This window comes from Inhella sp., from assembly GCF_027532025.1.
In the GTDB taxonomy this organism is placed as follows: domain Bacteria; phylum Pseudomonadota; class Gammaproteobacteria; order Burkholderiales; family Burkholderiaceae_C; genus Inhella.
Genome location: NZ_JAPZSY010000125.1, coordinates 1 through 21,946, shown reverse-complemented (window position 1 = coordinate 21,946; position 21,946 = coordinate 1). Strand labels below are relative to the sequence as shown.

The 21,946-nt window shown below is 68.4% G+C and carries 20 protein-coding genes; 5 read left to right on the top strand and 15 right to left on the bottom strand.

Translation table 11 applies throughout. The features are described from left to right. The 4 genes from O9335_RS15075 to hemC all read right to left on the bottom strand — a co-directional run. A partial coding sequence (locus tag O9335_RS15075; protein WP_298389570.1) for a heme biosynthesis HemY N-terminal domain-containing protein occupies window positions 1-1,131 on the bottom strand: 1,131 nt, incomplete at its 3' end. Between the two features lie 10 nt (window positions 1,132-1,141). After that, the gene (locus O9335_RS15070) at window positions 1,142-2,215 is read right to left on the bottom strand and encodes a uroporphyrinogen-III C-methyltransferase (protein ID WP_298389568.1); all 1,074 of its coding nucleotides are present in this window, start codon (window positions 2,213-2,215) and stop codon (window positions 1,142-1,144) included. A gap of 10 nt (window positions 2,216-2,225) precedes the next feature. Continuing rightward, window positions 2,226-3,026: a uroporphyrinogen-III synthase gene (locus O9335_RS15065; RefSeq protein ID WP_298389566.1), complete on the bottom strand. Its 801-nt coding sequence runs from the start codon at window positions 3,024-3,026 to the stop codon at window positions 2,226-2,228. After that, on the bottom strand, window positions 3,019-3,951 hold the full coding sequence (gene hemC, locus O9335_RS15060) for a hydroxymethylbilane synthase (RefSeq protein ID WP_298389564.1): 933 nt from the start codon (window positions 3,949-3,951) through the stop codon (window positions 3,019-3,021). Before hemC ends, O9335_RS15065 begins: the two co-directional genes overlap by 8 nt. 117 nt (window positions 3,952-4,068) lie before the next feature. Between hemC and ppc the strand changes: the two genes are divergently transcribed. Next, complete coding sequence (ppc, locus tag O9335_RS15055) at window positions 4,069-6,900, top strand: phosphoenolpyruvate carboxylase (protein WP_298389562.1); 2,832 nt, start codon at window positions 4,069-4,071, stop codon at window positions 6,898-6,900. 18 nt (window positions 6,901-6,918) lie between these two features. On the opposite strand, the gene O9335_RS15050 is transcribed toward ppc, so the two are convergent. The 6 genes from O9335_RS15050 to O9335_RS15025 all read right to left on the bottom strand — a co-directional run bounded on the left by O9335_RS15050 (window position 6,919) and on the right by O9335_RS15025 (window position 12,402). Next, window positions 6,919-8,649, bottom strand: coding sequence for a diguanylate cyclase (locus O9335_RS15050; RefSeq protein ID WP_298389560.1), 1,731 nt, complete (start codon window positions 8,647-8,649; stop codon window positions 6,919-6,921). Next, window positions 8,633-10,054 carry an oxygenase MpaB family protein gene (locus O9335_RS15045; RefSeq protein ID WP_298389558.1) on the bottom strand — a complete coding sequence of 474 codons (1,422 nt, stop codon included), beginning with the start codon at window positions 10,052-10,054 and terminating at the stop codon, window positions 8,633-8,635. Before O9335_RS15045 ends, O9335_RS15050 begins: the two co-directional genes overlap by 17 nt. Before the next feature lie 120 nt (window positions 10,055-10,174). Continuing rightward, complete coding sequence (locus O9335_RS15040) at window positions 10,175-10,507, bottom strand: hypothetical protein (protein WP_298389556.1); 333 nt, start codon at window positions 10,505-10,507, stop codon at window positions 10,175-10,177. An 87-nt stretch (window positions 10,508-10,594) separates the two neighbouring features. Beyond that, window positions 10,595-11,161, bottom strand: a complete 567-nt coding sequence (dcd, locus tag O9335_RS15035; RefSeq protein ID WP_298389554.1) for a dCTP deaminase — start codon at window positions 11,159-11,161, stop codon at window positions 10,595-10,597. Window positions 11,162-11,200: 39 nt separating this feature from the next. Beyond that, on the bottom strand, window positions 11,201-11,662 hold the full coding sequence (gene rnhA / locus O9335_RS15030; protein ID WP_298389552.1) for a ribonuclease HI: 462 nt from the start codon (window positions 11,660-11,662) through the stop codon (window positions 11,201-11,203). Further along, entirely contained in the window at window positions 11,659-12,402 is a 744-nt protein-coding gene (locus O9335_RS15025) for a class I SAM-dependent methyltransferase (RefSeq protein ID WP_298389550.1), read from the bottom strand. Before O9335_RS15025 ends, rnhA begins: the two co-directional genes overlap by 4 nt. Before the next feature lie 10 nt (window positions 12,403-12,412). Here O9335_RS15025 and gloB point away from each other — a divergent pair, with 10 nt between their 5' ends. Next, a complete protein-coding gene (gene gloB / locus O9335_RS15020) occupies window positions 12,413-13,225 on the top strand; it encodes a hydroxyacylglutathione hydrolase (protein ID WP_298389548.1) in 813 nt (270 codons plus the stop codon). A gap of 14 nt (window positions 13,226-13,239) precedes the next feature. Beyond that, entirely contained in the window at window positions 13,240-14,799 is a 1,560-nt protein-coding gene (locus tag O9335_RS15015) for a transglycosylase SLT domain-containing protein (RefSeq protein ID WP_298389546.1), read from the top strand. A 36-nt stretch (window positions 14,800-14,835) separates the two neighbouring features. Here O9335_RS15015 and O9335_RS15010 read toward each other — a convergent pair whose 3' ends face one another. From O9335_RS15010 to dnaX, 5 genes are all read right to left on the bottom strand, one after another. Continuing rightward, the gene (locus O9335_RS15010) at window positions 14,836-15,228 is read right to left on the bottom strand and encodes an MAPEG family protein (protein WP_298389544.1); all 393 of its coding nucleotides are present in this window, start codon (window positions 15,226-15,228) and stop codon (window positions 14,836-14,838) included. 40 nt (window positions 15,229-15,268) lie between these two features. Continuing rightward, entirely contained in the window at window positions 15,269-15,793 is a 525-nt protein-coding gene (locus O9335_RS15005; protein ID WP_298389542.1) for an N-acetyltransferase, read from the bottom strand. Further along, the gene (recR, locus tag O9335_RS15000) at window positions 15,790-16,380 is read right to left on the bottom strand and encodes a recombination mediator RecR (protein ID WP_298389540.1); all 591 of its coding nucleotides are present in this window, start codon (window positions 16,378-16,380) and stop codon (window positions 15,790-15,792) included. Before recR ends, O9335_RS15005 begins: the two co-directional genes overlap by 4 nt. A 123-nt stretch (window positions 16,381-16,503) precedes the next feature. Continuing rightward, window positions 16,504-16,830, bottom strand: a complete 327-nt coding sequence (locus tag O9335_RS14995) for a YbaB/EbfC family nucleoid-associated protein (protein WP_298389538.1) — start codon at window positions 16,828-16,830, stop codon at window positions 16,504-16,506. Window positions 16,831-16,844: 14 nt separating this feature from the next. Continuing rightward, window positions 16,845-18,770, bottom strand: coding sequence for a DNA polymerase III subunit gamma/tau (dnaX, locus tag O9335_RS14990; RefSeq protein ID WP_298389536.1), 1,926 nt, complete (start codon window positions 18,768-18,770; stop codon window positions 16,845-16,847). Window positions 18,771-18,826: 56 nt separating this feature from the next. Here dnaX and O9335_RS14985 point away from each other — a divergent pair, with 56 nt between their 5' ends. Both O9335_RS14985 and O9335_RS14980 read left to right on the top strand, forming a co-directional pair. Then, the gene (locus O9335_RS14985; protein WP_298389534.1) at window positions 18,827-20,854 is read left to right on the top strand and encodes a S46 family peptidase; all 2,028 of its coding nucleotides are present in this window, start codon (window positions 18,827-18,829) and stop codon (window positions 20,852-20,854) included. Continuing rightward, window positions 20,851-21,946 (top strand): AIR synthase-related protein (locus tag O9335_RS14980; RefSeq protein WP_298389532.1); only part of this gene is annotated, 1,096 nt, incomplete at its 3' end. The genes O9335_RS14985 and O9335_RS14980, both read left to right, overlap by 4 nt.

Here is a 21,946-nt window from a genome sequence, read left to right as displayed (position 1 = left end):
CCGTTCGTCACCGCTCAAGCGCGGATCTTGCCCGGCCGACTCCAGCAGCAAGCGCGCTTTGCCCCACAGCTGGAGCTCGGCCAAAGCCAAGCCCAGCGCCAAGGCCAAATGGGGATCGCGTGGCCATTGGGCAGCGGCCGACTCCAACTTGGGCAGCCACTCGGGACCGATCCCGACGGTGCAGCGCGACATGGCGGCGGCCAACACGGCGCGCTCGTCGTCGGCCAGAGAGCCCATGGCATCCCATAGGGGCTTGAGCCAAGACCGCGCGTCATCGGCCGCCCCCCAGCGCGCCATCAACAAGGCCGCGCGACAGGCCACGACCACGTCGCGACGGTCGCTGGGCTCCAGGCTCAGCCAAGCCTGACGGAGTTGGTCGGCATCGCGCGCCAAGTCGAGCACATCGAAGGCCAGCGAGCGAAGGAGGCTTCGGGCCGCATCGGCGCTGAGGCCTTGGTGTTTGGCAAGCAATCGGACCGCCCGCAGCGCATCGAGGGGCTGCCCGCCCAGCCGCGCGGCCTGCAGGCGCAGGCGCAAGGCCTGCGTCCGACGCCCAGCCCCTGGGCCCAAATCGTCCAGGTGACGCAGCGCCCCTGCCGCGTCGCGGTCGTCCAACGCCCAACCGGCGGCCAGCAGTTTGGCCACTTCCGCATGGACGCGGGCCGACCCGTGGGACAACACGGCCTCCCAGTGCCGTTGGCGTCGGGCTTTGTCCTGAAGACGATGGGCCGACTCGGCGGCCAGCAAGTGAGCCAAGGCCACGGCATCGGGATCGGCGCTCAGTTCGGGCGCTTTGGCTTGCACTGCCAGCAGGCGCTGCGCGGCCTTCTGAGCGCGTGCGAACCGTCCTCCCCACAAGGCCAGCAAGGCCTCGCGCAACAGGGATTGAGCGCCTCGGTCGCGCTGCGCCAAGCGCCAAGCGCGCGCACGCTGGGGCAGGTTCAGCAGGGCATCCAGCGACTGCAGAGCCACGATCAGGGTGCCGCACAACAACAACAGACCCAACAAAAACAGGTTCAGCGACAAGTCGACACGCCAACCTTGCCAAAACAGGCTGACCAGCCCGTCGTTGCGCCCGAAGGTCATCGCCGCCACGGCCGCCGCCGTGAACAGCAGGACCAGCCAGATCACGCCCCGCATCTCAACGCACCGTACCCAAGGCGGCGAGTGCCGCCAAGCTGTCATCGGGACGCGGCAAGGGCTGCGGCTTGGCCTGCAACAACACCTGGGTCATCAACTCGATGGCGGTCTGCGTGCGGCGCTGGCGGGTGTCCGCATGGCGATGAATGAGCCGCAAGGCGGCTTCGAGATCGCTGCGGGCGGTGTCGAACTGGCGCGACAGCAAGGCCAAGCGAGCGTTGAGGAGCCGCAACTTGAGGTTCTCGCGCAAGAAAAAGGTCTGCTCGGGGCTGCGGAGCATGGCGTCGGGGTTGTCGATGCGCGTCACGCGCACCAAGTCCTTGGCTTCCCGCCAGACGTCGCCCGCCCGCACCTGCACCCAATGCCGCCAACGCAGCCAAGCGTCGTCGGGTTCGCTGGCCGGTCGAGCGGGTGGGGTGGCCACCGGGCGGACCGCCAAATGTGGTTCGTTGAGCAGGGGAAGGTCGTCCACCAGCCGAGCCACTTCGTCCAGACGCAACGCCAGCGTGGCGGCATCGATGGTGCTGGCCGCTTTCACGCGGTCCAAGTCACGCAACAGGGCGCGGCGCACGCCCTCCAGCCGGGGCTGTTTGAAGCGCTGCAGTCGCTCTTCTCCCTGCCGCAGGGCCGTCAGCAGGGGCTCGGTGCTGCCCACCAGGGCTGACTGTTGGGTGGCCACTCGCAGGCTGGCCTCGAGGTCGCCCACGACGTTTTCTTCGCGCGATCGGGACAGCGAACTGAGCAAGTCTTCCAATTGCCCGCGCTGCAAAGCCACCTCGGCCAGGCGGGCCTCGGCCAACGCCAGTTTGGCCGCCAAGTCGCGCACTTGGTCCTCGGTGTGCTTGGCAGCGCCGCGAGCGGACTCCGCCAGGCCCTGGCTGGCCGCCTGACGCCGCACCAGTTCCTGCTCCAAGCTGTTCAAGCGGTTTTGCGCTTGCCAGGCCATGGCCAAGGCCACGGCGGACACCACGCCCGTCGCCGCGGCCACGCCCCAGGCCCATCGTGCGGCCGCGGGGGGCGCCACAGGGGCGGCAGGCACAGTCAAAGGGGGATCGCTGGCGGTCTCGGGATGCATGCGACAGATTCTAGGGAGCGGCCCGCGCGCCCTGGGGGAGCGGCAGGTGGGCGACATGCCGGCGCCACGCTTCGGCCACGGCGCCCACCGTGGGCGCAACCTCGGTCACGGTCAAGCCGGCGGCACGAGCAGCGGCAGCGATGCGTGGGTGTGTGGCCAAAGTCGGCAAAGGCGGCAGGGCGGCACCCACCACATGCTGCCAATGCACCACCGCCTCGCTGCTGGACAGCAACCACAGCGGCGGTGGCTGCTCGTGCATCCAGGTTTGCAGAAGTTGGCGTTCGTGGCCGTCGGGCACGGGACAGTGCCGGGTGTAGACGGACCAAGCCTGAACCGTCGCACCGGCCTCGCGCCAACGATCGGCCAGCCATTCGCGCCCCCCCTCGCCCCGCACCAGCAGCACGCGAGCCCCCAACCACGGCGCCGCCAACGCCAATTGCGGCCACAGCGCCTCGGAATCGAAGCGCCCGGCGTCCTCAGGCGGCGACACGATGCGCGACGCCGGGACGCCCGCGTCGCGCAGGGCGGCAGCGCTGCCGGGTCCCACGCAGGCGGCCCAACAGTCGTCAGGCCACCCCAGGCCCGCGGGTCGCGCCGCCATGAAGGCCGCGACAGCATTGGGACTGGCAAAGAAGGCGGCGCGCGCACCCGGCAAAGCCTGCCACGCCCGCAGGACCGCGCGGGGGTCGGGCGCTGGCCCGATGGCGATGAGCGGCCAAGCCCGAACCGGGACACCCAAGGCTTGCAGAGCGTCCCGCCAAGCCGGCACCTGCGCGGCCGGACGCGTGAGCACCAGCGGCGGTTCAGCCAAGCGCGAGATCCTGGGGGATGCCTTGATCGCGCAGCATCGTGGCCACGCGCACGCCCAACGCTTCGGCCGCGCCGGCGTCGTGCACCTCGGCAGAAGCTTCGGCCTGCCACGTGCGCGCGCCATCGGCGCTGAGCGCGCCGAACACGGCGCGCAAGTGCAGCACGCCGGCAGCCGCCCAGGTGGCATGCGCGGCCAGAGGCACGCTGCAACTGCCGCCCAAGGCGCGCGACACAGCGCGCTCCGCACTGCAGGCCCGGTGAGTCGGTGTGTGGATCAAAACCGACAAGCGCTTGATGAGGTCCTGCCGAGCCGAAACCACCTCGATTCCCAAGGCGCCTTGGCCGGCGCAAGGCAGCATGGCGTCCGTCTCGAAAGCTTGGCGAACGCGGTCACCCAGGCCCAAACGCACCAACCCGGCGCGGGCCAGAACGATGCCGGCGTACTCGCCGCCGTCGAGCTTGCGCAGCCGCGTGTCGAGGTTGCCCCGCAAAGGCTGGATGTCGAGGTCAGGGCGCCGGGCCAGCAGCTGGACTTGTCGCCGCAAGCTGCTGGTGCCGATGCGCGCACCCTGGGGCACATCGTCCATGCTGGCGTGCTGCGGACTCACCCAGGCGTCGCGAGGGTCCTCGCGCTCCAAGATGGCTGCCAAGGAGAAACCTTCCGGCAGATCCATGGGGACGTCTTTGAGCGAATGCACCGCCAAGTCGGCGCGCCCCTCGGCCAAGGCCACCTCCAGCTCCTTGACGAACAGCCCTTTGCCGCCCACCTTGGACAGGCTCCGGTCGAGGATTTCATCACCGCGCGTGCTGAGCGGCAACAGGACGACTTGGGCGCCGAGTTCTTGTTCCAGCCGCGCTTTCACATGTTCGGCTTGCCACAGGGCCAAGCGGCTTTGCCGGGTGGCAATCGTCAATGTCTGATTCATCCGCGCACTCTAGCCGGCCGACGAAGCCAGCCCCGCCCCTGGAGAAGAAACTCCATGCACAAAACCATGTAACCGGGTTACATTGCGCCTGCCATCGTTCGATCGGGATCGACCACCATGCCCCGCGCCAAGACCCCCCTCGCCCCTGCGCCCGCCGCCGACAAGGAACAACCCCTTCGCCAAGACATCCGGCTGCTCGGACGTTTGCTGGGCGAAGTGATCCGCGACCAGGAGGGCCGCGAGGCCTTCGAGTTGGTCGAGCGCATCCGGCAGCTGTCCGTGGCGTGGAAACGCGGCCAGGACGCGGCGGCCGGCAAGCAGATCGACAAGCTGCTCAAGGGCTTGTCCAGCGAGCAGGCGGTGATGGTGATCCGCGCTTTCAGCTACTTCTCGCACTTGGCCAACATCGCCGAGGACCGGCACCACGTTCGACGGCGCGAACACCATGAGCGCGAAGGCCATGTCCAGGCCGGCTCCTTGGCCTTCAGCCTCGAGCAGTTGCACCAAGCTGGCGTTCGACCGACCGACGTGGCGCGCTTGCTGGAGCGTGCGCACATCGCCCCGGTGCTCACCGCCCATCCCACCGAAGTCCAGCGCAAGAGCATCTTGGACGCGGAGCGCGCAGTCGCTGAGTTGATCGCCCAGCGCGATGGCCTGACGCTGGAGCGCGACCTGCGGCGCAACGAAGAGGCACTGCGGGCCCGCATCACGCAGCTCTGGCAGACGCGGATGCTGCGATACAGCAAGCTCACCGTGGCCGACGAAATCGAGAACGCGCTGTCCTACTACCCGGCCACGTTCTTGCGCGAAATCCCGCGCGTGTACGCCGAGCTGGAAGAGGCGCTGCCCGCCCTGCGCGGCGCTGAATTGCCCGCCTTCCTGCGCATGGGCCATTGGATCGGCGGCGATCGCGACGGCAACCCCAACGTGGGGGCCGCCACCTTGCGCCACGCGCTGCAACGGCAGGCTGAAGTGGCCTTGCGGCACTACCTGAGAGAGCTGCACCAATTGGGGGCCGAGCTCAGCATCTCCGCTCGCTTGACCTCCATCACACCCGAGATGCAAGCGCTGGCCGAGCGCAGCCCCGACCAAAACGCGCACCGCATGGACGAGCCCTATCGGCGCGCGCTCACGGGCATGTACTCGCGCTTAGCCGCCACGCTGCACGCCCTGACGGGCACCGAGGCCCTGCGCCATGCCGTCGCCCCGCAAGATCCCTATCCGCACCCCGACGCCTTGCTGGCCGATTTGCGCACCATCGAAGCCAGCCTGCGCTTTCACCATGCCCAGGCCCTGATCAGCCAGCGGCTGGCCCCCCTGATCCGCGCCGTGCAGGTGTTCGGCTTCCACCTGGCCACCTTGGACCTGCGCCAAAGCAGCGACCAGCACGAGGCCGTGGTCAGCGAACTGTTGGCGGTGGCCCGGGTCGAGCTCAACTACAGCGAGCTGGACGAGACCGCCAAACGCAGCCTGCTGCTGCGCCTTCTCCAAGAAGTGCGCCCCTTGCGGGTGATGGGCGCCACCTACAGCGATCACACGCAGGGCGAGATGGCGGTGTTCGAGGCCGCACGAGAGGCCTTAGACCGTTTCGGCCGCGAAGCCATTCGCCACTACATCATTTCGCACACCGAGTCGGTGTCCGACTTGCTGGAGGTGCTGCTGCTGGCCAAGGAGGCCGGGCTCGTGGTGGGCAGTCTGGGCCAAGGGGCACGCAGCGCGCTGATCGTCAGCCCGCTGTTTGAAACGATTGGCGACCTGCGCGAAGCCCCGGCCATCATGGCTGCGTTCTACGCACTGCCTGGCGTGGCCGACTTGGTGCGCGACAGCGGCAACGAGCAGGACATCATGCTCGGCTACAGCGACAGCAACAAAGACGGCGGCGTGTTCACCAGCAACTGGGAGCTGTACCGCGCTGAAATCGCTCTGGTCGCCCTGTTTGACGAGCTCAAATCGCGCGACGGCGGCCCCACCCTGCGGCTGTTCCACGGCCGTGGCGGCACGGTGGGCCGCGGAGGCGGCCCCAGCTACCAAGCGATCTTGGCCCAACCGCCGGGCACGGTGAACGGACAAATCAGGCTGACCGAGCAAGGCGAGGTCATCGCCTCCAAGTACGCCAATCCGGACATCGGCCGGCGCAACCTGGAGACCCTGGTCGCCGCCACCCTGGAAGCCAGCTTGCTGCACCCCACGCAGGAGGCGCCCAAGGTGTTCTTGGAGGCCGCGCAGGACTTGTCCGACGCTTGCTACGCCGCCTACCGAAACCTGGTGTATGACACCCCGGGCTTTGCCGATTACTTCTTCGCGGCCACGCCCATCCGTGAAATTGCCGAACTCAACATCGGCTCCCGCCCGGCCAAGCGCCCGGGCAGCGCCGGCGGCCCGAAGGCCATCGAAGGCTTACGCGCCATCCCCTGGGGCTTCAGCTGGGGCCAAAGTCGCGTGGCCCTGCCGGGCTGGTGCGGGTTCGGGTCGGGCGTGCGTCACTTCCTCGGCGACGAGGCCAGCCCTGGGCATGGCAAACGCCTGGCCCAGCTCCGCCGCATGCACAAACAGTGGCCCTTCTTCCGCACCTTGCTGTCCAACCTCGACATGGTGCTGGCCAAAACCGACCTGGGGCTGGCAGCCCGCTACGTCGAGTTGGTGGAGGACAAGAAACTGGGCCGTCGCATCTTTGCTGCCATCCGCGCCGAGTACGAAGCGACGGAGTTGGCCCTGACGCTGATCACCGGGCACCGCCACCGCCTGGCCACCAACACCGCCTTGGCGCGCTCCATCGCCCACCGCTTTCCGTACATCGAGCCCCTCAACCACTTGCAGGTGGAGTTGATGCGGCGCTACCGCTCCCTTCCGGCTCAAGAGCGGCAAGACCCCAACAAGCTGGAACGCCTGCAACGCGGCATCCACCTGTCCATCAACGGCATCGCCGCAGGTTTGCGCAACACGGGCTGAGCAGGGGCGACCGAAGGGTCAAAGCCGCGTCAGGCGGCGCTTGCCGCGTCGCTTGCCCTCGTACATAGCGGCGTCGGCGCGCTGCAGAAGGTGATGGGGGTCGCTGCCGTCCATGGGCGAGAGCGCATACCCAACGGTCGCGCCCACCCGTACGATGAGTCCGTCCAAGGGGAAGGGCTCCTGGAACGCAGCCAACAGTTCCTCGCCCAGGCGCTGGGCGTGCGCCTCGTTGCTCAGCCCCTGAGCCAGGACGACGAACTCGTCTCCGCCCAAGCGAGCCACCAAGTCCGCTTGGCGCAGCAAAGCCCTCAAGCGATCGGAAACAGCGACCAGCAGTCGGTCGCCGACTTCGTGCCCGAACTCGTCGTTCACGGGCTTGAATCCGTCCAAGTCGATCAAGTAAACGGCCGTGATCTGTCCAGGCTTGCCCGCCGGCAAGGCCTCATTCAAGGCCGCTTGCAGGCCCCGCCGATTGAGCAACCCGGTCAACGCATCGGTGGCGGCCACGCTGAGCGCGTGATCCCGCTCATGGGCGACTCGCAGCGCCTGTTCGTGCACCGCATGCAGGCGAAGCGCCAGCACGCGCAAGAACAACAGCATGTCCAGCGTTGCCCCCAACTGGAACGAGTGCTGCGTCCAGAAGTTGGCCGGCACGACGCCGCGGATCACGAGCACCATGATGGTGGTGCTGACAAAGTAGCCCAACCAGGCCACCAAGAAGTACCAACCCACGCTGTCGCCCTGCCGCGCGCGCTGGACAGCACCCGGCAAGCCCATCAGGCCGGGCATCAGCCCCACAGTGCCGATCACCTTGCTCACCACGTGCAGGTCGATCCAGCCCACACCGTAAGCCCAAGCGACCGCAACCAAAAAGGCTGCGCCCGCCTTCATCACAGGCGAGAACCAACGGTGTCGCTCGGGTCCACGGAGCACCTCTTCCACGAACAGGAAGGTGCCCGTTGACGCCATCAGGGCCGAGATGCCGGCCAAATGCATGTCAAACCAGAAGACGTCGGTCCAGAAGTACTGGGCCCCGATGCCGAACTGCACCACCGAGAACATCACGCCACCGCCGATGAGGACGGCGTACTTGAGCAGCAACGCTTCGCGCAGGGTCAACCACTGAGCCAAGCTGTAGGCGATCAAACAAACACCCACGCCCAGGAGCAAGCCCTGGAGCATCTGTTCGCGCAAGGCCCGCGACAGGAAGGCGGGCTCTTTGTTGAGGGTCATCGGCACGATGAGCGCCCCCAGGGACTCGACACGCACCCAGAGTTCATGCGCCTCGCCCGGGCGGAAATCGAGCTCCACGGCATGCGAACGGCTGGGCATGGGACGCTCCGCCGCGAGCACGGTGTTGCCCATCCGGACGTGTCGCAACACCTCGCCGCGGGACGACAGCAGGTACACGTCGATGCGATTGAGCACGGCGTAATCGACGTCGAACACCCAGCGCCCATCCGACTGGGACGCCACTTGCACGGGCACGCGCATCCAAACGGCGTCACGCCGCTGCCCCAGCGTGGCAAAGGCCGTCGTGGGCGCGGCGAACTCGCCCACCCGCTGCCGGGCCTCGTCCAAACTCCACGATCGGCTCGGGTCCATGAGCACCGTGACCGCCGGCCAAACCTGAACCGCGCCCTCGTCATCGTTCAGCGCGAGTGGCGACAGCGCCTGAACTCCCATGGAGAGCAGGCTCAGAACCAGCAGCAAGAACCCGGCACGCCAACGCTCAAGAACGCGGCGCATGCCAGGCCCCCGGACCGGTCCACCAGTCCTCCAAGCGATTGACCCACCCCGGTGCAGCTGGGTCTTGCCCCCAATGACCCACCGTTTGCTGCATCTGCTGGCGCAGCCCTTCCGGCAATCGCAGTGGGCGGGTCTGGTCCATCAAGAAGCCACTCATCAGGTGGTAGCCCAACAAGCGACCCACCATGCGCGCCAGGGAAAAACGCGGCAGAACCCGTCGGACCCAGCCGTCGATGCCCCCGGTCAGGGCCCGCAACACCCGATAGCTCCAGGCCGACGCCCACGGCACCGCGCGCTGCGGACCGAGACCGATGGTTGAGGCATTGCTCGCGCCGCAAAGCTGGCGCGTCATGAGGACGGGCCAGTGCTTGGCCAGGCCCCAGGGAATGACGCGCGCCATGCTGTCCATCAGGGCGGCACCGAGCGCAGGCCTCGGGTCCTGCGGCAGGGCACGGCGTCGGCTGCGCGTTTGCAGTCGCTGAAAAAGGGCTGCCGCCTCGTCCATGGTGTGCGCCATCAAATCAGGCCGCACGCCCACGAGGGCGCCCATCACGTTCCAGGTGTGCAACAGGGCGCGCTCGTCGTCGGGCGCGTGGGGCACGCCCAGGGTGCGCAGGCCGCGCAGCATCACGTAGCCAAAGGTCAACAGCGTGTAGGCCAGCTCCTCTTGGTTGCAGGGCAGGCCCAAAGCGTCTTGCGGCCACCCCCGTTGCAAGAGGCTGCTGACGAACGACGGCGCAGCCGCCGCCGCGGCTGCGCTGGGCTGCCATGCGGGCAGCGCCGCCTCGCGGAATCGCTCGATGGGGGTGCCACGCAGGATCAGGTGCCGCACCATGGCGTGGATGAGGCGCACCTTCAGAATCTGGGCCCGCCCACCACCGCTGGGCGCCAAGAGCCCCCCGCGCATCATGACCGGGAACACCATCGCGGCCGTGGCGCGGATGCGATGCTCGGTGCGGCTCTCCAACTGCCCCGTGGTGTGCAGCACCTCGGCGAGGTCGGGCGCCACGTAGCACTCGGGCAGGCTGGCGCAGAACAGCAGCAGGCACGAGAGCACGCCCTCCTCCATGAACAGGTGCTCGGCGCGAGCCACGGCATCGGGCCGGGCCCAAGAGGGCGGCGTCTGGGTTTGGATGAGGTACTCCGACAGCACCTCGGCGACGTCGTCCGGCGTGCCGGGTGGGGGCACCCAGCGGGCAATGTCGGCGTTGGTTTGCCAAGAGCTCAGGGCGGCATTGACGAGCGCCACTCGGGCCTCCAGGGGCGACAGCGCCTGGTCGAGCGTGAGGGTCAGGCCTTGAACCGACCAACACGGCGCCAGCAACCGCGCCACAGCAAAGTCAGCCACGGGGTCGGCCTCCAGGCGCGCGCGGTCCAGGCGATCGTCGTCGGGGAGGGCTGACATGGGCGGTTCAGAAGGGGCACGGACGCTGGAAAGCGCCCGCGCGAGCCGAGGCAGCGCATTATGAAAACCCAGGCTCCCGCCTCGACTCCGGGTCTGCCCAGGGGCAAGCCGGCCGGGAATTCAGCAGACGCCCATGCCCAGCCACTGCCCGGCGCGCTGGTACTGCGCGTGCAGGCGATCCGCCAAGCGCCGCAGTGGGTCGCACGGCGTGAGCAAGGCCTCGTCCAAGGCGGCGCGGGCGTAGGCCATGTCGTAGAGCATGCGCGTGGCCTCCACGCCCTGCCCTTGGGTCTGCATCAAGCGGGCGAAGCGCTGCAGGTCCTCCAGGCGGGCGCCTGTGCTCAGCCCCCCCAAGCCAGTCAGACCATCGAACAGACCGTCCAAGCGGTCGTCAAACCAAGCGGCACCGGCGGTGTCGTTGGCGTGGGCAGCGGTGGGGAGGGGCACGATCATGGCCACCATGCTGCCGGCTCGGGGCCCTGAACTTGAGCCCAAAAAAAGGGGCCTTTCGGCCCCAGTTTCCGTGCCCGGCTCAGGCGCTCAGGTCTTGGGCAAGGTCACGCCGCGTTGACCCTGGTACTTGCCCTTGCGGTCGCGGTAGCTGGTCTCGCACACCTCGTCGCTCTCGAAGAACAAGACCTGAGCGCAGCCTTCGCCCGCGTAAATCTTGGCGGGCAGCGGCGTGGTGTTGCTGAACTCCAGCGTCACATGCCCCTCCCACTCGGGCTCGAACGGAGTGACGTTGACGATGATGCCGCAGCGCGCATAGGTGCTCTTGCCCAGGCAGATGGTCAGCACATTGCGGGGGATGCGAAAGTATTCGACCGTGCGGGCCAAGGCGAAGCTGTTGGGCGGGATGATGCAGACGTCGGCGTCGATGCTCACGAAGCTCTTCTCGTCGAAGTTCTTCGGGTCGACGACGGTGCTGTGCACGTTCGTGAACACCTTGAACTCGGGCGCGCAGCGGATGTCGTAGCCATAGCTGCTGGTGCCGTAGCTGACGATGCGCCGACCGTCGACCTCGCGCACCTGGCCGGGCTCGTAGGGCTCGATCATCCCGTGCTCTTGCGCCATGCGGCGGATCCACTTGTCGCTCTTGATGCTCATGCTGGGCCTCTTGGTTGGGCGGGACTGTAGCGGCCCCGATCAGTCGCGCTGCTGCAGCGCCATCTCGACACCGCGGTTGGCCAGCTGGTCGGCCTTCTCGTTGCCTTCGTGGCCGGCATGGCCCTTGACCCAGTGCCAGTTGATTTCGTGCAAGGCGCACAAGGCAGCCAGGCGCTGCCACAACTCGACGTTCTTGACAGGCTGCCCGGCCGCGGTGCGCCAGCCACGGCGAACCCAGCCGGGCATCCATTCGGTCATGCCCTTGAGCACGTACTCGCTGTCCGTGTAGAGCTGGATGCGGCAGCTGCGCTTGAGGCTGCTGAGGGCTTCGATGACGGCCGTCATTTCCATCTGGTTGTTGGTGGTGTTGCGGCGGCCGCCAAACAGCTCCTTTTGGTGCTCGCCGGCGATGAGCCATGCCCCCCAACCGCCTGGGCCGGGGTTGACCTTGCAGGCGCCGTCCGAGTAAATGGTGATTTCAGGCTTCTTGATCGCGGTCATGGGTGATCGGGGGGAGGAATTTGGGCCGAGCGCCGCAGGGCCACGGCCGGCGCCGTTCGCCGCTGGCCGGACGTCTTGGCCAGACCCACCAAGCGCATGCCGTGCACGCGCTTGATGGTGTGCAAGAAGTAGACGGCGCCAAACACCGGCCACCACGTAGCGCCCCAGCGGTCCAAGGCCGACCAGCGCGCCAGCCAAGCTTCGCGCTGCAGCGGAGGCCGCCAGCAGCCGAAGCGTGCTTCCGCCAGCTCCAGGCCCAGCAGTTGCAACCAATCGCGCAAACGTCGGTAGCCGATGAACTCACCGGCCTGGGGCAAGAATCGCCCCCCAGCCCGCTGCCGCAATCCCCATAGGCTGGCGGGGTTGAGGCCCAGCACCATCAACCGACCCTCGGGACGCAACACACGGTGCGCTTCGCGAAGCCGGTGGTGGGGGTCGGGCGCCGTCTCCAACGTGTGCGGCAACACGATAAGGTCCAGGCTGTTGGACTCGAAAGGCAAGTCGTCGAAATCGCAGCGCAAATGCACGCCCGCCCCCTCGGTGGGACACGCGATCCAGCGATGGGGCATGCGATTGGCTCGAAGGCCAGCCAGAGGCGCCCAGCCCAGTTGCAGGGCGTGGAAGCCGAAAACATCGGCCACGGCGGCATCCAGTTGGGCTTGCTCCCAGGCCAACAGGTAGCGGCCGGCCGGGCTGTCCAGCCAGGCGCCCAACTCTAGAATTGCTGCTTCTTCCGCCATGCCCTGCTGCATGCCCGCACCCGCCTTGATCCTGCACCCGGTGCCCGCCTTGGCGGACAACTACATCTGGTTGTTGCACTCCGGTCAGGACGGCGACGCTGCCCTGGTGGTGGACCCCGGCGACGCAAACCCAGTGGAAACGGCCCTGAACGACCGTGGGCTCACGCTGGGCGCGATTCTAGTGACGCACCACCACGGGGATCACACGGGGGGCATTGCCCGCCTCAAGGCCCTTTGGCCCCAAGCGCGGGTCATCGGCCCCGCCCACGAAGCCATTGCAGGCTTGACCGAGCAGGTGGACGAGGGCGATCGACTGCAGGTCGCCGGCCAGCAACTGGACGTGCTGTCCGTGCCCGGTCACACCGCGGGGCACGTCGCGTACCTGATGGCCGCGCCAAGCGACGGCAGCGTTCCCATCTTGTTTTGTGGCGACACCCTGTTCAGCGCCGGGTGTGGACGCCTGTTCGAAGGCTCACCGGCCCAGATGCAGGCCAGCCTGGCCCGCCTGCGCGACCTGCCCGGAGCGACCCGCGTGTGCTGCACGCACGAGTACACCCTGGCCAACCTGCGCTTTGCACGGCACGTCGAGCCCGACAATCCGGCTTTGATGGACCGCCAGACCGAGTGCGAACGCCTGCGCGCCTCGGCTTGCCCTACCCTGCCCTCGGCGCTGGCTGTGGAGCTGGCCACCAACCCCTTTCTGCGCTGGGATGACCCTGGCGTGATCCAAGCCGCTCGGCACAGGGCGCCGAGCCCTGCCTCGAGCGCCGACGCGGTGGCGGTGTTCGCTGCCTTGCGCGCCTGGAAAGACGACTTCCGCTGATGAAAGCCCCGACCATGAAGCACCCCCTGAGCCTGCTCGTCCTGACCTTCGCCCTGGGGGGCTGTGCCACCACCCAAGTCGCAGACACCCCACGCTCCCCCCGGGCTCCAGACCCCGTGCCGCTCACGCCACCGCCTCCAGCGACCAGCGCCGAGGCGCCGCCCCCTGCACTCGCCCCATTGCCAATGCCCGCCGAACCGCCCCTGGTGCAGCGCGTGGAAGACGACCTCAACCCGGAACAGCCCTTGAACCTGGGCGCCACCGAAGCCCAGGGCGACCTGTGGGCGCGCCTGCGCATGGGGCTGACGCTGCCCGACTTGCAAGGCGCTCGCGTGGAGAAGTGGGAGGCCTACTACGCCAAGCGCCCGGACTATGTGGAGCGCATGACCGAGCGCGGTGGACGCTACCTGTTCCACATCGTCGAAGAGGTGCAAAAGCGCCAACTCCCCATGGAGCTGGCCCTGCTGCCCTTCATCGAATCGGCCTTCAACCCGGAAGCCATGAGCCGGGCGAAAGCCAGCGGCATGTGGCAGTTCATGAGCGCCACCGGCCGCGACTTCGACCTCAAACAAAACCTGTTCCGCGACGACCGGCGCGACGTGCTGGCCAGCACGCGGGCCGCGCTGGACTACCTGGCGCAACTGGGACGCCGCTACGAAGGCGACTGGCACCTCGCGCTGGCGGCCTACAACTGGGGCATGGGCAATGTGGACCGGGCCATCAAGCGCAACGCGGCCAAGGGCTTGCCCACGGACTACGAAAGCCTCCGGATGCCGACCGAGACGGCCGACTACGTACCCAAGCTGCAGGCGATCAAAAACATCGTGCTGCGCCCAGAGTTGTTGGGGCTGAGCCTGCCACCGCTGGCCAACCACCCCTATTTCGTGACGGTGCGGATCGAGCGCGACATCGACGTGGAACTGGCCGCCCGCCTGGCGGACTTGAGCGTCGATCGCTTTCGCCAGTTCAACCCGCAAATGAACAAGCCCGTGATCCTGGCTGCCGCCACGCCGGCGCTTCTGCTGCCCTACGACAACGCCAGCCGCTTTGTGACCGCATTGGCCGAGCACCAAGGCCCCATGGCCAGTTGGACCGCTTGGCAGGTGCCCCGGACCATGAAACCTGCTGAAGCCGCCAAGCAGGTGGGCATGAACGAGGCCGAACTGCGCGACATCAACCGCATCCCACCCCGCATGCTCGTCAAGGCAGGCTCCACGCTGCTGGTGTCGCGCACCGCCAAGCGCGACCACGACGTGAGCGAGCACTTGGCCGACACCGCCACCCTGGCTCTGGCCGCCGAGGTGCAACGCCGCACCATCACCCACAAGGCCCGCAAGGGCGACACGGTGGCCAGCGTGGCCAAGCGCTACGGCGTCAGCGCCAAACAACTGGCCCAGTGGAACGACGTGGGCGTCTCGGCCAAGTTCGCCGTCGGCACGAACGTGACCGTGCAACTGCCGCCGAAGAAAGCCGGCAGCACGCGCGTCGCCCAATCGAAGAAGAACAAGGGCGGCGCCAAGGCGGCCACCCGCAACGTGGTCAAGGCCAAAACGCGGCCTGTCAAGCGCGGCTGAGCCCCGGGCGCCGTCAGCCCGAGGCCCCGACGGCGCTCAGACGAAGAACAGCGCGATCGACAGGCCCAGGCCCAACACCCAAACGAGGCTTCGGGCCTTTTGCTGGTCGGCCAGGTAGCAGACGATGTAGACGATGCGGGCGGCCACGAAGGCCAGCGCCAGGGCGTCCACGGTGCCTTGGGCCGCGCCCTGCTGCTGGGCCGCCAACACCCCCGCGATGAACAGGGGCAAAGCCTCAAACCCGTTGGCCTGCGCCGCGTTGGCCCGGGCCGGCAGGCCCTGCTGCTTGGCCAGCCAACCGCGCGGATCGTGGTTGTCGTAGCCGCCGTCGCGGCGGCGCTTGCCGAAGCCCGATTTCTTGGCGATGCCGGCGCAAACGATGGGCAACAAGGCGGCGGCGATCAAGCAAACATTGGCAATCGTGGTCATGCAGGCTTCCTTTGGGCCCAGGGTTGGGCCTGCGATTGCATCACGCCAGACGCAGGTCCCGCGCCAGGCACACCATGGGACGGCCCGATCCGGTGTGCGCCGCCCGCTGGGCGATGGCGTAGCCCGCGCGCTCGTACAGCGCGATGAGCGGGCCGTTGTTCGCCCCGGTCCAGGTGCGCGCATGGCTCAGGCCCTGGTCCCGCATCCAGGCCTCGTCGTGCAGCAGCAGCTGCCGGGCGATGCCCCGCCGACGGAACGCCGACCAGACGTAGCTGGTCGTGATCAAGCCCCAGAGGCCCTCGTCCAAGGGTTCCTCCGGACTCGCTGGCTCCGCGCGCACCAGGCTGTGGCCCAGCACCTCGTCGTCGACCACGGCGAGCCACACGGCGGCGCAGGCGTGGTCCAGGTGCCATTGCACCCGCTGCCGAAGCCAGTCCAGGCTGTGAAGGGCGCGGCCGATGGATTCGCCCTCGACCTCGATCAAGGTCGCCTGCATGCCCAGCGCCACGCGCTCGATCTCGCTGGGCACCCCTGGATTCAGGGCGCGCAAGCGAAGCGTGCTCATCGCCGGTCGGCGAAGGCGTGGGCCAGGGTGCCCAGGTCGACGAACTCCAACTCGCTGCCCACCGGCACGCCACGCGCCAGGCGCGTGACCGACAGGCCCTGCGCCTTCAGCGCCTCGCCCAGCAGGTAGGCCGTGGCCTCGCCCTCGGCGGTGAAGCTGGTGGCCAGGATGACCTCGCGCACCTGCCCGTCCGTGGCCCGGTGCAAGAGCGCTTCGGCGCCGATGTCGCGCGGGCCCCGCCCTTCGATGGGGCTGACGCGGCCGCCCAGCACGAAGTAGTAGCCCTTGTACGAACCGCTGCGCTCAATCACGGCCTGGTCAGCCGGACTTTCGACCACGGCCAGCAAGCCTGGGTCGCGCCGCGTGTCGCTGCACACGCCGCACACCGGGTCTTCCGAAAACCCATGGCAGCGCGCGCAGGTTTGCACCCGAGACAGCGCCTGCGACAGCGTGGCCGCCAGCGCCTGCGCGCCGCTGCGGTCGTTCAACAGCAGGTGGTAAGCCATGCGCTGCGCGCTCTTGGGCCCCACCCCGGGCAGCCGGCGCAGTGCGTCAATCAGTTGGTCCAAAGCGGCCATGAAAAACACTCAGTCTGAGTCGTCCAGTGACCGCCGCGAGCGGCCCCAGGTTGGCGCGAGAAGCGCAGCCGTACACCGGTACGGCGAGCATCGCAGCGTCAAGCTGGGGACGCGCAGCCGGTCAATAGCGACTCAGAAGGGGAACTTCATGCCGGGGGGGAGCGGCAGGCCGGCGGTGAGCTTGCTCATCTTGGCCTCGCTCGCCTCGGCCGCGCGACGCACGGCGTCGTTCATGGCCGCGGCGACCAGGTCTTCCAGCATGTCCTTGTCATCGGCGAGCAGGCTCGGATCGATGGTGACGCGGCGCACGTCGTGCTTGCAGGTCATCACCACCTTCACCAGACCGGCGCCGCTTTGGCCTTCCACCTCGACGTGAGCCAGTTCTTCCTGGGCCTTCTTGAGGTTGTCTTGCATGGCCTGGGCTTGCTTCATGAGCCCGGCGAGTTGGTTTTTCATCATGGGAGGAGCTTCCTTCAAACCGGCTGGATGCTGCCGGGCGCGATGCGCGTGGTGTCGAAATGACGGCGCAGTGCCGCCACCTCGGGCGATTGTTCCAGGGCGGCTTCCGCCGCTTGCTGGCGGGCGACGGCTGCCGCAGCGTCGCGCAGGGCTGGGCTGTCGGTGACCGCACCCGCCTCCACGCTCAGGCGCACCGGCCGCCCGGCGTGCTGGGCCAGCAGCGCCTCCAACTTGGCCGGGGCGGGCCCGGTGCGCAGGGCATCGCTGGCCACGCGGAGCACGACCACCCAGGCGTCGCCCTCGGTGTCCAGGTGAAGGCACTGCGATTGCAGCGCCAGCGTGCGCGCCAGCGCGGTCGCCCCCAGGGCCGGAAGCAGGTCGGCCCACGCCTCACCAGCGGGCGTGGGCTCCAAGGACACCGTGGCGGACAGCACGGCGGGCGGCGAGGGGTCGGTGATGGCAGGCTCTGTCGGCCCAGGCGCGTCAACCACCAAGACCGGAGGCTCCGAAGCCAGCGCCACGGCGTCCTGCTCCTCGGGCGGCAAATCCACCCAAGGCGGAGTGTCATCGGCCGCGGTCATGGGCGCAGCCTGGGTCGTGGGCGGTGTCGGCCTTGGGGCTGGCGCCGGCAAGGGTTGCGGGCGCGGTGGCGTGACCGGGCCCAAGGGCTGCACGGGCCGAACGGGCGAAACCGGCGCCACCGGCGGGATCTCGCGCGCGGCCTGCCCCTCTTGACGGGCCGAGCTGGGCACTGGGACATGGGCCCGTGCTGCCGCCGGCGAGGCGCGCAGGGGCGCCGCCGGCGGGGGCGAGGGCGGTCGCGGCTGGGGCGCGCCTTCCGCCGCAGGCCGGAACGCCAGCAACCGAAGCAGCAGCATCGTCAGCCCCGCGAATTCGTCCGGGGCCAAGGGCAATTCAGAGCGGCCGCGCAGGCACAGGCTGTAGGCCAGTTGCAGTTCGTCGGCCGGCCATGGGGCGGCGCGCTGCTGGGCGTCGGCGGTGTCGGGGTCAGTGGGATCCAAAGCCTCAGGCGCGGCCTGGGCCAAGGCGATGAGTTGCAACCAACGCGCGAGCTCGTCCACCGCGCCCTGCGCGCTGTGGCCTTCGGCCTGCAAGGCTTGCACCTGCGCGACGAGCGCGGAGCCATTGGCGGCCTGCAAGGCATCCAGCATGGCCAGCACATGGGCGCGCGGCGTGGAGCCGAGCATGCGCACGACTTCGCCCTCCAGCAGGCGACCGGCACCAAAGGCAATGGCCTGATCGGTGAGCGACAGTGCATCGCGCATCGAGCCGCGGGCCGCGCGCGACAGCAGGCGCAACGCGCCCGCCTCGGCCTCGATCTGTTCCGCAGCGAGCACCGCCCCCAGGTGCTGCTGCACCAGCGCGGGCGGCAGAGGCCGCAGGTTGAACTGCAGGCAGCGACTGAGCACCGTCACCGGCACCTTCTGCGGGTCGGTGGTGGCCAGCACGAATTTGAGGTAATCGGGCGGCTCTTCCAGCGTCTTCAACATGGCATTGAAGGCGTGGGTGCTGATCATGTGCACCTCGTCGATCATGTAGACCTTGGTGCGACCGACGACAGGCTTGTAAACGGCTTGGTCCAGCAACTGCGAGATCTCGTCCACGCCGCGGTTGCTGGCGGCGTCGAGTTCGATGTAGTCCACGAAGCGGCCGGCATCGATGTCCCGGCAGGCTGGGCACACGCCACAGGGCTGGTCGGTCACGCCGCCTTGCCCATCAGCGCCCATGCAGTTCAGGCTCTTGGCCAGGATGCGCGAAATGGTGGTCTTGCCCACACCGCGCGTACCGGTGAACAGGTAGGCGTGGTGCAAGCGACCGGTTCTGAGGGCGTTGCCCAGGGCCTGAACCACGTGGTCCTGGCCGACCAATTCGTCAAAACGGCGGGGCCGGTAGCGGCGGGCGAGGACTTGGGCGCTCATCGGTGGGCATTTTGCCCTCGCTATCCTGGCCGCCTGTGACCGGACCGCGAATTGCCATGCGTTGCCTGAATGCCCTCACCTTGGCCACAGCCACGGCCCTCGTCTCGCTGCCCACCGGCGCGGCCGAGGGCATGTGGCCCTTGAATTTGTTGCCCGAGGCCGCCCTGGAGGCCCATGGCCTGAAACCCGACCTGGCTCGCCTGAGGGCCGTGGCGGTCAACGTGGGCGGAGGCTCTGGCGCCTTCGTGTCGCCCCATGGATTGGTGCTGACGAACCACCACGTGATCAGCGAATGCCTGGACCAACTGTCCACCCCCCAACGCCCTTTGCAGACCACGGGCTTCGTGGCCACCAAGCCCTCGGACGCGCTGCGCTGCCCGGGTCTCGTGGTCAAAGTGCTGCAAGGCATCGACGATGTCAGCGACCAGATCCCCGACGACGCGGCAGGGCGCAAAGCGGCCATGGCCCGTCTCACGGGCCCGGACTGCCCGCGCCAAGAGGTGTGCGAGCTGGTGCCGTTGTATGGGGGCGCGGTGCACCATCGCTACCGCCACCGCAGTTGGACCGACGTGCGCTTGGTGATGGCGCCGGAGGCGCAGTCGGCCAACTTCGGGGGCGACGACGACAACTTCGCCTACCCCCGATTCGCCTTCGACTTCGCGCTCCTGCGCGTTCACGAGGCCTCAGGGCAAGCCCACCGGCCTGCCCACTGGCTGCGCCCCGCTCAGCGCCCCTTGCAGCGGGGCGACGCCGTGCTGGTGGTCGGACACCCTTACGTGACCGAGCGGCAAAAGTCCATCAGCCAACTGGAAGCCGAGCGAGACCACCACATGCCGCTGCGGATCGACCGCGCGGCCCGAGAGCTCGAGGCGCTACGGGCTTATGCCCAGACCCACCCCGACGCCCAGCGCCAAACCATGGACATGGTGCTCAACCTGGAGAACACGCTGAAGCTGGCCCGCGGCGAGTTGGCGGCCCTGGGTACCCCCTCACTCACGCAGCGTTTGCGCGACGAAGAGGCCACCATCCGCCGCACGGCCGCCACCCAGCCCCCCTGGCAAGCCATGGCCGAGACCGAGGCCGCCGCCGCGCGACTGGCGCCCTGGCTCTCTGCGCTCCTGCCGCCAGAGGGCAGCGTGCTGGACCGCGTGCAGCGCACCCTGGCCTTGCGCACCGAGCGGCAACGGCCGGTGGACGAGCGCCTGGATGACTTCCACGAGCCAGACGAGGAAGCCGAAACTGACCGTTTGAGCGCCGAGCCCCCCACCGCCCTGGCCCTTGAGGAATGGCGCTTGGCCGATCACATCGGCTGGATGCAGGCGCGCTTGGGCGCCGAGCACCCTGCGGTGCGCATCGCGATGGCCGACCAGCCCGACCCGGGCACAGCGGCGCGTCATTGGCTGTCGGGCACTGCGCTGACGATGGCCAGCCACCGGCGCTTGCTGCTGAAGCTGGACGACGACGCCTTGGCCCAACATCCCGACCGCCTGCTGCGACTGGCCTTGGCGCTGCACCCTGAACTGCACCGCTTGCGTCAGGCGTGGGAATCGGACGTGCGCCTGCCTCGATTGGCCCAAGCCAAGGCCTTGGCCCAGGCTCGCTGGCAGTCGCTGGGCCGGGGCGCGCCCCCAGACGCCACCGGCACCCTGCGCCTGTCATTCGGCAGGGTGTCCGAGCAAACGCTGGGAGGCCTGCGGCAGCCCTGGTTCAGCACCTTGGGTGGCCTTTGGGCCCGGGCCGATGGGTTTCACCACCAACCGCCGTTCGACCTGGCCCCGCGGCTGGCAGCGGCACGGCATCGCTTGGACGCTCGAACCCCGCTGAACTTCATCAGCACGCCCGACATCGTCGGCGGCAATTCGGGCTCGCCCATCCTGAACGCGGCTGGCGAGTGGGTCGGCGTGGTGTTCGCTGGCAACCTGGACTCGCTGGCCTCGGCCTATGGCTACGACGAGGCGCGAACGCGCGCGGTGTCGGTCCACCTGGAGGCCATCCGCTTGGCGCTGCGAGAGGTCTACCCCGCACAGCACTTGGCCGACGAGATGGGGTTGAGAAGCACGGGCCTGAGACAATCGCGACCATGAGTGCTTCGACCCCCCTCACCTACGACCAAGCCGGCGTCAACTACGACCTGATCGACCCGCTCAAGGTCAGCGCCCAGCGCGCCGCCGCCGCCACCGCCCTGAACATCGCGCAACACGGCTTTGCCGAAGTGAAGGCTTCGCGCGGCGAATCGGCTTACGTCGTCGACGTTGGGCCTTTTTACCTGGCCAGCATCGTGGAGTGCCTGGGCACCAAGACCTTGGTGGCCGATGAGATGGCCCAACTGACCGGCAAGAGCTACTACGCTGGCATCGCCCAAGACACCATCGCCATGGCGGTGAACGACCTGATCACCGTCGGCGCCACGCCGCTGGTGGTGCAGGCTTACTGGGCCGCGGGGGGGTCGTCATGGTTCGAAGACGGCGCGCGCGCCCAAGAGCTGGTCAAGGGCTGGAAGGCTGCTTGCGACGTGTGCCAAGTGGCCTGGGGCGGTGGCGAAACGCCCGCGCTGGCGGGCATCGTCGAGGGCGGTCGCATCGACTTGGCCGCCTCGTGCACCGGCATCGTCAACCCCAAGAGCCGCTTGAGCGTGGGCGATCAACTGGCCGCCGGTGACGCCATCGTGCTGCTGGCCTCGAGCGGCATCCACGCCAACGGGCTGAGCCTGGCCCGTAAGTTGGCCGAGCGCCTGCCTCAGGGTTACCTGACGGAGATCGCGCCCGGTCTCAGCTACGGCGACGCGCTGCTGGCGCCCACGGCGCTCTACAGCCCGGTCACTGAGGCCTTGGCCCAAGCGGGCATCACGGTGCACTACAGCGCCAACATCACCGGGCATGGCTGGCGCAAGCTGCTGCGCCACCCGGGCGAACTGAGCTACCGCATTCGCACCGTGCCGCCAGTGCCGCCGGTGCTCCGGTTCATCCAACAGCAATGCCACCAGGACGACCGCGAGGCCTACTCCACGCTGAACATGGGCGCCGGCTTTGCCTTGTTCGTGCCGCCCGAGCAGGCCGACGAGGTGGTTCGAATCGCCCAGGGCTGCGGCATCGCGGCTTGGCACGCGGGCGCGGTTGAAGCAGGCCCCAAGCGGCTGTTCATCGAGCCCTTGGGCATCGAGTTTTCGGACGCCGACC